12 protein-coding genes are annotated in these 13851 nt (G+C 57.8%); 4 read left to right on the top strand and 8 right to left on the bottom strand.

Features of this window, described 5'->3' with window-relative positions:
- Positions 1–86 precede the first annotated feature (86 nt).
- Positions 87–239: a hypothetical protein gene (locus JMN22_RS17775; protein ID WP_198796285.1), complete on the top strand. Its 153-nt coding sequence runs from the start codon at positions 87–89 to the stop codon at positions 237–239.
- Here the strand turns inward: JMN22_RS17775 and JMN22_RS17770 are convergent.
- The 5 genes from JMN22_RS17770 to JMN22_RS17750 all read right to left on the bottom strand — a co-directional run bounded on the left by JMN22_RS17770 (position 232) and on the right by JMN22_RS17750 (position 4771).
- The gene (locus tag JMN22_RS17770) at positions 232–537 is read right to left on the bottom strand and encodes a hypothetical protein (protein ID WP_198796284.1); all 306 of its coding nucleotides are present in this window, start codon (positions 535–537) and stop codon (positions 232–234) included. The genes JMN22_RS17775 and JMN22_RS17770 overlap by 8 nt on opposite strands.
- Positions 518–2542 (bottom strand): phosphotransferase, encoded by a 2025-nt coding sequence (locus JMN22_RS17765; protein ID WP_198796283.1) that lies wholly within the window; start codon positions 2540–2542, stop codon positions 518–520. Before JMN22_RS17765 ends, JMN22_RS17770 begins: the two co-directional genes overlap by 20 nt.
- A gap of 184 nt (positions 2543–2726) precedes the next feature.
- Entirely contained in the window at positions 2727–3170 is a 444-nt protein-coding gene (locus tag JMN22_RS17760; protein ID WP_198796282.1) for a hypothetical protein, read from the bottom strand.
- Between the two features lie 242 nt (positions 3171–3412).
- Entirely contained in the window at positions 3413–3772 is a 360-nt protein-coding gene (locus tag JMN22_RS17755; protein ID WP_198796281.1) for a DUF6124 family protein, read from the bottom strand.
- Between the two features lie 717 nt (positions 3773–4489).
- Positions 4490–4771, bottom strand: coding sequence for a DUF2442 domain-containing protein (locus tag JMN22_RS17750; RefSeq protein ID WP_198796280.1), 282 nt, complete (start codon positions 4769–4771; stop codon positions 4490–4492).
- A 205-nt stretch (positions 4772–4976) separates the two neighbouring features.
- On the opposite strand from JMN22_RS17750, the gene JMN22_RS17745 reads away from it, so the two are divergent.
- Complete coding sequence (locus tag JMN22_RS17745; protein WP_198796279.1) at positions 4977–6062, top strand: sensor domain-containing diguanylate cyclase; 1086 nt, start codon at positions 4977–4979, stop codon at positions 6060–6062.
- On the opposite strand, the gene JMN22_RS17740 is transcribed toward JMN22_RS17745, so the two are convergent.
- The 3 genes from JMN22_RS17740 to JMN22_RS17730 all read right to left on the bottom strand — a co-directional run bounded on the left by JMN22_RS17740 (position 6046) and on the right by JMN22_RS17730 (position 11586).
- The gene (locus tag JMN22_RS17740; RefSeq protein ID WP_198796278.1) at positions 6046–8394 is read right to left on the bottom strand and encodes a TonB-dependent receptor; all 2349 of its coding nucleotides are present in this window, start codon (positions 8392–8394) and stop codon (positions 6046–6048) included. The two genes, JMN22_RS17745 and JMN22_RS17740, sit on opposite strands and share 17 nt — an antisense overlap.
- Position 8395: 1 nt before the next feature.
- The gene (locus JMN22_RS17735; RefSeq protein ID WP_236010291.1) at positions 8396–10690 is read right to left on the bottom strand and encodes a hybrid sensor histidine kinase/response regulator; all 2295 of its coding nucleotides are present in this window, start codon (positions 10688–10690) and stop codon (positions 8396–8398) included.
- 92 nt (positions 10691–10782) lie between these two features.
- Complete coding sequence (locus tag JMN22_RS17730; protein WP_198796383.1) at positions 10783–11586, bottom strand: response regulator transcription factor; 804 nt, start codon at positions 11584–11586, stop codon at positions 10783–10785.
- Positions 11587–11804: 218 nt separating this feature from the next.
- Between JMN22_RS17730 and JMN22_RS17725 the strand changes: the two genes are divergently transcribed.
- A complete protein-coding gene (locus JMN22_RS17725) occupies positions 11805–12209 on the top strand; it encodes a DUF488 domain-containing protein (RefSeq protein ID WP_030138645.1) in 405 nt (134 codons plus the stop codon).
- A 102-nt stretch (positions 12210–12311) separates the two neighbouring features.
- Positions 12312–13817, top strand: coding sequence for a hypothetical protein (locus JMN22_RS17720; RefSeq protein WP_198796276.1), 1506 nt, complete (start codon positions 12312–12314; stop codon positions 13815–13817).
- Positions 13818–13851 lie beyond the last annotated feature (34 nt).

Here is a 13851-nt window from a genome sequence, read left to right as displayed (position 1 = left end):
GATCATCGACCCACTATCCGAGGCGTCGTAACATCCCATCGCACCACCCAAACCATGGAAACGGTTGAAGAGCGGCCAGGACACACGTGAATCTACAAATCGAAACCGAACGAATCTTTGGCAACAGCACATTCGCCAGACCGCTGTTCTATTACTATCCCGGCGGCCTGCGCTTTGAACTCTCCGAACCCGGCGGCGTGGTCGATCAGTTTCTAACCGCGCTCAGCGCCTCTAGCTAGCAGGGACCATCTTGTACTTTTCATAATCTTCTAGATACAGTCGCGCAGATTCGTCAACAAACTCCTGTTTTCTTTCTCGCAGCGAGTGGAGCTTACGTACGATACTTTTGTAGATGACCTGATGAGCATGGTTTTGGATCATGCTTTCGTCGTATATATCGAATTCAACGTCTTCATCGGATAAAGTTACGCTGACAAGCCAAAGCAAATCATCCTTGGAAATTTTGTCGACAGGACTGTAACTTCCGTCCTGCAAGCGGAAGTACCCACAACTGCTTTCAACCTTTAATAGCTTCATATCCCTTTCTCCGAGATTCATAGGCCTTAGTTCCAGCCTCCAGTGAATCCATCATAATTTCGTGACTCTTAATGGCTTTTCCGTCAACTGAGGAAAGCATTTTGTCCGTGGGGTATCCAGAGTACAGCCTATACAAAACCCGCCCATCTTCAATCTCTTTTCTCGTGTAAAGAAGATAATCGGCTCCGACTGAAGCGCCAACTGTGCTGTTATGAGTAACAACAACTACCGGCATCGTTTCTGAAATCGATTTCAATATCTTATTGACATCACTCTTCAGAAAAAGATTATCAAAAGATGACTCTGGCTCATCTATCAACAATATGTCGTAATTCTGGGCATCGGAAATTTCCTGAAGCAGGCGAAATTCTGATCGCTCTCCACCTGAGACTTCGAAACCATCTTCATTTAGAATTCTGTAGGATATTTTTGTGAATAATTTATACAAATCTGCGCGAGCTAGATTTTCGTTACTAAGCAAGCAACGGAGATACTTGTAGGGGTCTGAGTACTGGAGAAACGCTCCACTAAAAGCGGTTCGAATCCCGCTTGCGGATTTCATTTCACCCGCACCAGCATACGGTGCTTTGATAGCTTCTATTTTGAATCCTTGCAAAGACTCTTCAAATATAACCGCTTCCTGCTTAAGAATATTTACAATTTCGGCAAACCGCTCGACTCTCTTTTTATCTAAACAGCACTCATAAATGTCGATATCTTTAATTTGAGTTGCTGAAGTCCTCAGGAGCAAGCCTTGTTTTATCTCATCTATCAAATCATTAACCGCTTTCGTTTTTTGATTATTGAAAGTCCTATCTCTATACAACCCTATCAATTCTACGATGAGACTCTTTAATGCGACCAACTGAATGTGTTTTTCAACAACCCCACGAAATTCGGTATTTTCAATTATCTGCTTTACAGAATCTATGAGCGAGGTTAATGCTTTGTTATTTCCTATCGGAAATTTAACCTCATCAAATAGCTTAGACTTTGAAAAGGCATCCTGACGATCAGTCTCTTCGGCTGATTTCAAAAGTGTCTCGACATACTGATCCAGGTCACGCTCACGAGCCTCTAAGTCGACATTCATAACATCGTCTAGCACTCGTTTCAGGCCAGCCAAGTAATCGTCTACAAACACACTGCGCCTACGCTCCACCTCGCTTGTAAATTCTCGCTCGTAATCCGCCTCGCTCTGTTGCACGAGTGAGAATTGTTTTATGTACTTGGTATGTTCAACAGTAGCACTGATTTCATCGAGCGTATGGGTCTTGCCACTAGAACGCGCGCCGATCAGAACATTGAGGCCTGTAGAAATTTTTTGTCCTCCTTCAAGGACTTGCCACAGGTTGTTGCCGTCAGACTCTGATAGTGAAACTTTTGCTTTGTCCCGTAGGCATGCCTTGAGAGCGCCAAGTGTTACCTCCCCACAGTCTATGAAAGTTTGGCGGGTAGGAAGTCGTGGAAGGTCAGCCTTCATTCTGAAATCGCTAAACAAAACGGGCGTAGGCTTCGTGCTGTCTTTGATCGAGCGGACGAATTTTTTTGCACTATCTACTTCCCCCGCGCAGATATAGGGTCGTAATTGCTCCAGAGCCTCCCCTCTAATTGGCGGTGACTTGTCGTAATGAGGTATCACTAGGTACTGATCAAGATTCCCATAAATGGAGATCAGTTCATCTACGGACAGGAAGTCCCCGATTTTCGTTATTTTTTGCGAAACATTTTTTGATTTCGCCTCAAAGTCATCTAACCGCGAGGCGCTTCCGATGATAAGGACATGCCCTTTCATCACGTTTATTTCTATACCTGGGAAAACCACTATATTGAGGGCGTCCTGTATCTCTCTAAACTGATCGGCATCAAAAACATCGTGATTGGTGACAGCCACTGCATCTAACGAAGCTTCCTCGACATACCTCTTAAATGTCTCAAGACTGAATGTAAAACCGGCGTCACTGATCGTTGATATCGTGTGAATGTGCAAGTCAATCTTTTTCATGAGTTCGATGTTCCTATCCGCTATAGCGCCGCCCAACAGTGATTAGATATTTCCCTCAACAATGCACATCGACGCCTTCTCACTACGAAGGTAACGAATTTATTAAAAGGGTCCCGCCACGAAAAAACAAACTCGCATCCTGCTTTAATAGCCAAAAAGTTTTCAAACCGTCGCCCGTTTTGTCTTAGGAGTTTGATGGCGGCTGAATGTAAATCACTTGTTTATCTCGACCAACCAACAAACCGACGATGAGAAAAATCACCCCCAGGAAGAAGCCAACAAATCCTAGGAAGCCACTCACCAAGGTGCCGCCAATTGCGGCTCCTGCGGTTTCCGCGCCTGAATGAGCACCGCTAATATTCGTTGCGATATGGCTACCGGTAAAAACAATACCAGCTAACGGAAGCATGAACGCAGCGATTCCTGAGGTAACCAAAAGTCGACGCCATGCCTTGCCAGCAGTGGGAGCGGAGACAGCTATTACTAATGCAATAATCCATATTACGAAGAAAACAATCGCGCCAGTCCCTCCAGCGGCTCTCGGAGATGCCGCCCCGGCGATTGCTACAACTGTCGAAACAAGAATGGCTAATATCAATCCCGCGACCAACCCTGCAAGAATCTTCATCCAGAACTCCTGTTTGCACAGCGCCGTATATGCTCGACTCAGGTATAGCAGCAAAACGCCACTGCTGCCCCGCGAAAATTTGTCACACCTCAGCTAGCAGAAGAAAAGCTCGCATGAATGAAGAACGCGGACCTTTGGCGCCTCGTGCTTGCTGGAGCGCTCAGCCTCCCTCGGGCACAAAAAAAGGCCTTGCTAGGCAAGACCTTTTTTTTCCAATCCAGGCGGCACGTAACGCTGCCGCCCTACCTCACCTCAACAATATCCAAAGCCCGATTCGCCAACAGCTCACTCACCTCAATCACCTGCAAAATCCCCAACGCAACCCGCCGTCGCGATCCATCCAGATCAAACGCCAAATCACTGATCATGGCATTCGCCGAAGCCAGGTTCTCACTGAGATTCGCAAGCAAACACTCAGAATCCACACCCGGATCAATCCGGAGAATGGAATCGGTCTTGTCAGAAGTTTCGCCCTTAGGCTTGGGTTTCAGGTAAAAATCCAACGCTCGCGTTGCAGCGTCGTCGATTTTCTTGTTGCGGGCAGACTGAGCACGGGAGACGTGTTCGTTCGTATCGGGAGGATTCGGAGTAACTTTTGCCATCGTCTTGCTTCCTTTAGTTGGAGCCATCACCCGCTCGCGACTAAACGATGGGAGGCAGCTGTACGCAGGTTAGTCGACCGGGGAAACAAGAAACCGGCGCGTCCGAGGACGCCCTGCGCACAGCCACCATCGAGTACAGGATGGGAATCCCGACTGGATGACGCCTTGCACAACCTGTTTCACCCTGGGCGACTAAACCCGATCACTGATGAGCAGTGACCGAACCCAAACTACCGACGTAACCCAAGGCGCACAAGCCGGCGGATTCTGGCGTAGTTGTAGGCAAAGGCGCAAGGCGACGTGGGCTGGCGAGGCTTCGTGGCGGTGTCTGTCGGGCTTTACTGACAGGGCTTCATTTGGCTGGGGTGAGCGGTTGGCCTATGGATGAGGAGGGGCTGCTGCGCAGCCCAGCGGAAGCAAGCTCCCTCGCCACGGGGTTCAGTGTTTACTCAACTGAGCAGCGTGGTAATAAATGGACCTGTCCTCTTTCGGACGCGGGGCGGGTTTCGTTTTGTGAGGTTGAGTCCGCTTGAATACTTGTTGACTGACGCACCGCTATCGCGAGCAAGCTCGCTCCCACAGGGGGAGCGTTGTGCCCGGATTCATTGGACAACCGATTATCCCGTGGCGAGGGAGCTTGCTCCCGCTGGGCTGCGTAGCAGCTCCAATCACTCAGGCCACGGTCGTCAGCAGGGCTTGTCCTTCGACATCCAGCGCTCAAATGATTGGGTTGGCAACCTCACCGGCTTGCTCCAGCGCCAACCGATGCAAGGTCACGGCGGCCAGTTCCAAGCCATCCCCCCAGCGCACACCAAAGCCCCACTCGCCCACTTGGGCGGTGCCGAACAATGACGGATCGTCCAAGGGGTTCAGCACCGGGAACTGTCGGATGTGTGCCTGTAGGTCAACGTCATAGCGCTTGCCGTTGGCAAACTCCACCTGCAATGCACGTTGGCCCGGGACAGGCTTCACGCTGTTGATTCTGGCTTCGCAGGTCATGGGGCAACGTCTCCGATTCTGTTCATTCCATACGCTTTGCGGGTCGGCCTTGTGATTCGTTGCCAAGGCTACACCCAAAATCTTTCCACTCCATCCCCTCCCGCAAAGCCCCCATCCGCTCCAGCAAAGTCCCCTTCCGTCCCGCACCCCGATAATCCCCCGCTTCACCCACCCCAAGCGCTACAACCGAGCACCGCGTCCCCCCATGAACCTACGCACCTTCATTCGCAGCTACTGCCTCAACTCCAGGCTCGCCACGAATGCACTCACCCGCCTGCACAAATCGCTCTCCTCCCTGGTCGCCTATCTGGCCCAGCAAGGCTTCGATTCCAACATTTGGCCCGCCACCCGCGATGAAGCCGAGTTGGACCGTCACCTCAACAACCTGTGCCCTGAGCTGGCAACAACGGTGTTCACCCATGCCCGCGAAGGCATCATGCTGGTCGATCCGTTCGGCCGGGTCATTGGCGTGAACGAGGCCTTCACCCGTCTCACCGGTTACGGTCAGGAAGAGCTACAAGGACGCGAGTTGAATTCCCACCGCATGGTCCGTCGCCTCACCGCCTTTTACGCGCCCATGAAAAACGCCCTGGATTTCCATGGCCATTGGTCCGGCGAGATCCAAAGCAATCACAAGGACGGCCGGGAGATGACGTCGCGGATCAGCATCAGCGCGGTGCATGACCGTCACGGCAATGTCCAGCATTACGTGGCGTTGTTCAGCGACATGACGCAGATGAAGCAGCGTTTGCAGTTGCTGGAGCGGGACGCGCGGTATGACGCGCTCACGCAGTTGCCCAATCGGTTGTTGTTGGCCGAACGGATGCGGCAGGCGTTGGGCAAGGCGCGGATTTATCAGCAGAAGGTGGCGATCGCGTTTATTGACCTGGATGGGTTCAAGGCGTTGAACGACAGTTATGGGCATGACTGGGGCGATCGGGTGTTGCAGATTGTCGCGGCGCGGATCAATGCGACGTTGCGTGAAGGCGATACGTTGGCCCGGCTGGGGGGTGATGAGTTTGTCGCCGGGCTGGTGGGTTTGCACGCGGAGGAGGACAGCGAGCCGCTGCTCAAGCGGATGTTGGCGGCGGCGAACGCACCGATAGTGATTGGTGCGCAGAAAGTAGAGATAGCGGCGAGTATCGGGGTGGCGTTCTATCCTGAGCACGGGCATGAGATCGATGGGTTGATCAGCAAGGCGGATCAGGCCATGTACTTGTCGAAGAAGGCTGGCGGTAATCGCCTGGCGTTTTGTCCGACGCGGTTTATTTCGCTCAATAGCGAAGTCTGACGGTGCTGCCGACGGTGCGTTCGCTGCCGGTCATGACGCCGTAGTCGCCGGCGCCGAGCAGTGAGTAGACGGCGGTGATGTAGTTGCGGTCGAAGACGTTGCGCACCCAGCCTTCGACTTCCCAGGCACGGTCCTGGCTGCGCACGCCCAGGCGCAGGTTGGTGAGGCCGTAGCTCGGTTGATAGCTGCCGTCGCCACCTTCGAGCGTGCCGTAGTAGCCGGTGCGAAAGCTGTAGTCGAGGCCGCTGAAGGCTTCCAATCCGTAGGGCAGCGGGTGGGTATGGTCGAGGCCGCTGCTGAGGTTCCATTCCGGTGCGTTGTAGAGGCGCTCGCCGCTGAGGTCGCAGGTCCATTGGCCCGAGGCCGGTGGGCACGGTGCGTTGGGGAAGCTGCGGTAGCGCGCATCGCTCCAGGCCAGGCCCAGGCGCCCGGTGAGTCGGGGGGTGAGTTGCCAGGCGGAATCGAGTTCGATGCCGCGCAGGCGGACTTTGCCGACGTTGATCAGGTTGTCGCGCAGCGGCGGCGCGAACACCGACGTGGGCGGGCTGTAGGTGAGCGCTTGGTAGTTGTCGACGTCGGTCTGGTAGACGGCGAGGTCGAGCATCGCGCGCTGGTCCCAGAACCGCGTCTTCATGCCCGCTTCCAGGGACGTGGCGCGTTCCGGCTCGAAGGTCGGCGCGGTGAACGGGCCGATCACGTCGAAGTTGATGCCACCAGCCTTGTAGCCTCGCGACCAACTGACGTAGCCCATCATCCCGTCGTTGAAGCGGTAGCTGGCGCTGAGCAGGCCGGAGACGTTGTCTTCTTTGATGGAGTCTTCGCGGTAGTAAGCACGGCCGAGGGCGATGTCCCGCAGCAGTTGCCCGCCCACTTGGAACACCGGGGGCAAGCCCGTCAGCGGGGCGAGGTTGCTGACGTCGCGGGAGATCCAGCCGTCCTTGCGCTCCTGGCTGTAGCGCAGGCCGCCGGTGAGTTCCAGCGGGTCAATCGGGCGCCAGGAGAGTTGGCCGAAAACGGCGCGGCTGTCGCCGTTCTGCTCGCCGTCGTAGCGTTGCCGCGCACCGTCCAGCAACAGGGCCGGCACCTGGCTCGGATCGGTGATGTTGATGCCCAGTTTCTTCAGTTGTTCCAGTTGATCGCCGACGAACCAGGACGCGGCGTCCTTGCCGTATTCGACGTCGATCTGGCGGTCGAGCTGTTGGCGCAGGTAATACAGGCCGGCGACGTAATCGACGGACGAGCCGGCCGTGCCGGACAGGCGCCATTCCTGGCTGAACTGTCGGTGGTCCAATGCGGCTTCGGATTGCATCACCGAGCGTGCGGTGCTGTCGGCGTCGCGGTCGGCGCGGTAATCCCAGTCGCGGTAGGCGGTGATGCTGGTCAAGCGCATGGCCTCGTCGAGGTCCCAGTTCAATTCCAGCGAGACACCGTTCTGCAGGGTTTGCGGATGTCCCGGCGCGTCGATGCGGGATTCGCGTTTGTAGGGGTCGGGCTCGGCCAGCGGATAGCCAAGGAATTTGGCGCGCTTGCGGGTTTGCTCGCCGTAGTGATTGACCAGCAGCACGTTGCCGGCTTCGTTCTGCTCGGCGTAGTCGGCGATCAGGCGGGCGCTGAAGTCGCTGTTCGGCGTCCACAGCAATTGGCCGCGCAGGCCTTGGCTGTCGGCATCGCCGAGGCGGCTGCCGTCTTGCAGGTTTTCCACAGAGCCTTCGCTGGAGCTGTCGAACACGTTGAGTCGACCCGCAAGCACGTCGTCTTGCAGCGGCCCGGAAACCGTCCCGCGATATTCCCGCAGGCCACGCTCGCCGTAGCTGGCTTCGAGGTTGGCTTCGGGCTGGAACGTTGGTTGCCTGGTGACGATGTTCAGCGCGCCGGCGGTGGTGTTCTTGCCGAACAAGGTGCCTTGGGGGCCGCGCAAAACTTCGATGCGTTCGATGTCCATCAACTCGGTGAAGGCCATGCCCTGGCGCGCCTGGTAGACGCCATCGACGTAGGTGCCGACGCTGCCTTCCAGGCCATCGTTGTAGGCGGTCGCACCGAAGCCGCGCAGGCCGAAGCCGGCGTAGCGGGCGTCGTGGCCGGACACGATCAATCCGGGCACGCGTTGTTGGATGTCTTGCAACCGGTGCAGGCCGGCCTCGTCCAGTTGCTCGCCGTAGAGGACGTTGATCGGGATCGGCACGTCTTGCGGGTCTTCTTCGCGACGGCGAGCGGTGACGGTGGTTGCGTCGAGCGTGAGGGCGCTGGGCGTCTCCTGTTCCGCCTGGGTCGACACCCAGGGCAACGCGCAAAGGCTGCCGAGCAAGAGCAGCCGATAACCCAGACCCGGCATGCTAGAACTCCCGAGCCATCGCGCGATGCACCGTGTCCTGGCAAACCAGCGTTTTGATCCTCGCCAGCAATTCGCGGCTGTCGGCGGGCTTGAGCAGCACCGCGTCGAAGGTCAGGTCTTGCGGGTAATCTTCCGGCCTGCGTGGCGGGATCGCTGAATAAAGCATCACCGGCAGGTCGTGCTCACGGTCGCGCACCTGTCGTAGCAGTTCCCAACCGTCCATGCCGGGCATCATCTGGTCGCTGATCAGCAGGTCGATCGGTTGCTCCGCCAGGCAGGCCAAGGCGTCTTCGCCGTGCGTTGCGATGCTGACGTCGAAACCGTAGCCGGCCAGCAGGTCGTAGAGCCATTCACTGTTCTGCTCGACGTCGTCCACCAGCAGCACATGTTTGCCCTCGCCATCCAGCGGCGTGACGTTGTTATCGACGATGCCGTTTTCCAGGTCGTGTTCCTGGGCGCATTTGAGTTGCAGGCGAAAACTGAAGTGGCTGCCCTGCCCCGTGGCCTGGGGTTCGAGGCGGCTGTCCATGCGCTCCAGCAATTGGCTGACGATGGACAGGCCCAGCCCGCTGCCTTCGTAGCGTTGCGCGTTGCGGCCACGGCGGAACGGTTGCAGCAGTTGTTCGAATTCATGCGGGTCGATGCCGATGCCGGTGTCGATCACGCTGAAGCGCAGTTCCACAGTATCTGCGGAGGCTCCTGGACACGCGTTGACTTCGAAACGGATCTGACCGTTGCGGGTGAATTTCGCCGCGTTTGCCAGCAGGTTCATGAGCACCTGGCGCAACCGCTTGAAATCCGCCTCGACGAGTGGCGGCAGGTCATCGGCCATGACAGCGTTGAAAACGTTGCCCTGGCGCGCGGCGAGAAAGCCCGCTTCGTCTGCGATCTCTTGGAGGAAGCCGTACAGATAACCCGGCGCGAGGGCCAGTTGCATCTGCTCCAGTTCGCCACGGGAAAACTCGAGCATCTCGTCGATCAGCTCCAGTTGCTGGCGGGCGTTGCGCTCGATGGTCGCTTGATAGTCGCGGTTCGGCCCAGCGTGGAGCAGGCGCGCGTAGTCGATGATGCGCACCAGCGGCGAGCGCAGGTCGTGGCTGATCCGCGCCATCAACGCACTGCGCGCCTCGAGGGATTCGCGCAATTGCGAGGTGCGCAGCGCCACGGTGCTTTCCAGGCGTTCATGCTCGGCCTGGCGTTGTTGTTCGAGGGTGGACAGGGCGTGCTTTTCGCGGTGGCGGCTGCGGGCGACTTCCGTGATCAATGTGCACACCAGCAACACCACGCCCGGCAGGGTCGACGACAGGCTGTATTTACTTTCCGGCGATTGCCAGGGCAATTGTTCTTGGGGAAATAGAATCCGCATCAGCAGTTGCGTCAGCAATAGCCCCGGCACCAGCCATGCCATCCAGTTGTAGGCCAGACGCCTGCGCCACGCCATAAACAAGGTGGGGAGCAGCGCGCCGTAGAAACTCATCAGCGAGATTTGGACAATCAGGGCGCCCTGGGCCGGGTCGGCCTTGAGCCACCAGAGTCGGCCGAAGACACAGCCCAACAGCGGCACCCAGTAGCTCCAGCCAATGAGCTTGGGCAGTTGGGAAACCTGCAATAGCACGCGCATGTAGGCCAGGAACAGGACGATCGAGGTTGCACTGGCGAAGGTCAGCAGCTCGCGTGTCCAGCCCAGTGCGCTGGGCCAGTAGATCAGGTAGCCGTTGAGGATGCAGCTCAACAGGATGTAGCTGAGTACCGCGCCGGCATTCACCGTCAGCAGTCGGGAGCGGAGGATCCTGCCGACGATAAAGCCGAACGGCACCACCAGCAGGACAATGCCGAGGGTGAGTCCGTCACTCAGGTAGGTCTGTTGCTGACTGCGCAACAGCGCGGGCTCGGACCACAGTTCCGGCTCCAACAGCATCTGGAAATTGCTCGCCACCCGGACGAACACCGTGGTGCTCTCCCCCGCCACCAACGTGACGGGGAACGCCGGTTGACGCGCTGCCGGCCGGGGCCATTCGGCCAGGGGATAGGCGGCTCCGCCATGGGCATCCTGCCCCGGCTGGTAGACGCGGATGTCTTCCAGGCGCGGCGCGCCGATCACCAGCAGACGCGAACACGTCGCAGCGCTTGAGTTGGTCAGTTGTAATTTCAACCAGAAGGCCGAGCGACTGTAACCCTGCGTCGGCCAGCCTGGAGTCGCCACCTTGAAATCGGCGTCAGGCCGTTGCGCGACTTCTTGCAGGCTCAGGCGTGCCTGGGTGTCCTCGAAAATCTCCGCTACGGACAGTAGGTCCAAATGATCAGCGCGGCAGATATCCACAGGCGCCGCACGCAGTAGGCCTGTGGATAACAGCGTTATCGTCAGCAATAAAAATTGTAGAAGCCGCATCAGGCGCGCCCGGCCGACTCGGTTTCAACGAGGCCCAGGGCTTGCTGGCGAAACTGGCTGGGCGTCATGCCGATTCGCTGGCGGAAGGCGGTGGTGAAATTGCAGGCGTTGCGAAAGCCCACCAGCTCGGCGACGTCCTGCACGCTCATGGCGCTTTCGCAGAGCAGATCCTGGCCGCGTCGCAAACGCGCGTCGCGAATATAGGCAAACACGGTCATGCCCAGGTGCTCGCGAAAAATCGCGGTGAGACGTTTTTCATGGGTGCCGACCTTTTGCGCGAGGCTGGCCAGGGACGGGATGTCGTCCAACTGGTTTTCAATCAGTCGCATCGCCGCGCGCAGGACGATTTCGTCGCCTTGCGGTTCCGGATCGGCGGGGCTTTTAGGCATGGCCGGTGGCGCGCGCCAGGTCAATTGCAGGTGGATCTTGATGCGTGCGAGCACTTCTTCCGGGGCGCAGGATTTGGGAATGTAATCGACGCCACCGACGGTCAAGCCTTCAAGGCGTTCAATCGAGCTGTTGGCCGACGACAGAAAGAGAATGGGCGTCTGCCGGGTCGCCGGAGCCTCGCGCAGAAGCCTGCACAGGCTGAAACCGTTCATATGCGGCATGTGCACGTCCAGCACGATCAGGTCCGGGCGCAAGGCCAATGCGCGCTGATAACCCTGGAGGGCATCGCTGGCCAGGGAAACGCGCCAGGGCTGCGCCTTCAATAGAACGAGCGTTGCGCGGATGTCCTCCGGGACATCGTCAATCAGCAGAATATGCGGCGGCTCGGATGACACCGCCGCGCCCCCAGCCATCGCCGCCCGCCTTTCGTATCGTCCGTCGTCCATTCGCTACGTTCTCTTATCGTGCTTTTTCCAATTCAATTGCCGGAGCAACAGGATTTTTCAAAACAATTCGATGGATCAGTAAAAAATCGTTATACCGATAGCGGCAGGTCCGGCGAAGACTTGAAGGCGCCCAACTATCCTTGGTCGCTATGCTGAGGCGATCCCACTTCAACAGGCAGGCTGCGATGATCCAATGTAAACGCGCCTATGAAACAGCCAGCGCCGAGGATGGCGTGCGGGTGCTGGTCGACCGGCTGTGGCCGCGTAGTTGCCCCAAGGATGCCCTGGCGATTGCCGAGTGGCTGCCGGAGGTGGGGCCTTCCCACGCACTGCGCAAGGCGTTCAAGGCGGGGGCGGTTTCGTTTGCCGAGTTCAGGGCGGCCTATCGGCGTGAGCTGGCGGCCCGACCGGAGCATTGGTGGAAGTTGGTGGACGTCGCGCGGGGCGGGACGCTTACCCTGGTGTATGCGGCCAAGTCGACGCGCGAGAACAATGCGGTGGTGTTGGCGCAGTGGTTGGAGGATGAGGTGGATAAGCGCGCGGAGGGGAACTCGCCGGTGTGTTATCTGGATGAGTTCCCGGAGCTCTGAGATGGGCTTGCTTTGACCCGTGGCGAGGGAGCTTGCTCCCTCGCCACGGGTTATTGATTTGCCTAAGATCGGCGCAGAGAAATCACAAGGAAGACCACCGTAATGCAATCGCAATTCGATCCGTTGGTCCACATCGATTGGAAAACCCCGGGCAGCGACCTGCTCGGGCTGTTGCAGCATTACTATCCCGACATCGATGTATTCGCAGGCCCGGGGTTCGAGGCGTTGCTGGACGAGCTGTCCAACGAGATGCCCGAGGTCTGCTTCGAAGCCCTGGCGCCGGTGCTGGCGGGTCGGGGTTTTGACTTGTGGAATCTGGATGCCGGCGCTGATGATTATCGACCGGTGATCTTCCCTTCCGATCAACGCGAGGCGTTTGCCCAGCATTGGCAAAGCCCACGTGGCGAGCCGAGGTTCACGCCGATTTTGATCGAGCCGCAGAAGCCTGCCGTCACCGAGCATAAGCCGGCCAAACCCAAGCGCGGCAAGCTGAAGTGGTTGCAGGAAGTCCATGACTACCCCGGCCCTACCTACGTGCATGAATACAACTACCGCAACGGCTGGGCTGCAATCACCGAACAGGATGAAGATCGCTGGCTGTGCTTTTTGATCGACTATAACCAGTGGCCGCCCGCCGAACAGGACATGCTCGAACAACGCACCGATGAAGTGGATGGCGCGGACCTGCGCCTGATCGACGCCAACGCCCGGCGCAGCCTGTGGAGACGCCAGGTCAAACACGGCGATTACAGCGCGGATGATCGGTTCAAATACGAGATTCGCCGGGGCGATGCCATCGAGGACTTCGGCCCTGCCGGGCTGCAGTGGCCGGCATTCGAAGAGCCCTGCGTCGTCGTAGACGATGAGATATTCGAGCGCCAGCGCATCTACGAACCCGAGCACCTGACAAGGATCTGGCGGATCACGGCGGACAGCAGCGAGGTGATTTTCGAAGACTCGGACGAGCTCACCATCCTGCCTGTCGGCGGGCGTCGATTGTTGTTCATGCAGCACAACGGCAAGTGCTGCTGGGTCTGGAACCAGGACACCCAACAGGCCATCGTCGCCAAGCCGATGCCCACCGAGGCTTATAAGCTACGGGCATCGACCGCGTACTTGGGCGGTGACGAGATTCTGCTGTTCAGCGAAGGCGCGCGGCAGAACGTCGAGCACTCGGGTTATCAAGAGACCGTGCTATTGGCGTGGCGCTTCAATTTCATCACCGGCGCCAAATCGAAGGCGACGCTGGACGGTTTCGGCAGTGAGCTGCGCCAGGACACACGTCTGCTCGTCACGCAGCCCAAGCAGGTGATTACGTTGCGCACGTTCCATGGGCAACTGCAGGTAGCGCGCGGGCATGGCGATTGGTGGGTGTGGAGCTACCGCGCCAACACCTTTGGCACACACACGCAGGCCTGGTTTTGGAATCAGCGCAGCAATGAGGTGGTGAAGCTGACCAGCAAGGATATCCCGCGCATCAAACCGGAGATTCGTTATCTGCCGTCGCTGGATCGGTACCTGGCGTTCGAGGCGGATTTTGTGGCGCAGTTGCCGGAGTTTAGCGAGATCGTTGAGGCCAAGGGGTGTGAGGTTCTGACTTTCAAGTGATGCAGCGCTGACGTACCGCATTTTCTAAATCCCC

This window comes from Pseudomonas sp. HB05 (assembly GCF_016756915.1).
Taxonomy (GTDB): Bacteria; Pseudomonadota; Gammaproteobacteria; order Pseudomonadales; family Pseudomonadaceae; genus Aquipseudomonas; species Aquipseudomonas alvandae.
The sequence above is the reverse complement of the archived record's forward strand: the minus strand, read 5'-3'. Positions and strand labels throughout refer to the sequence as shown.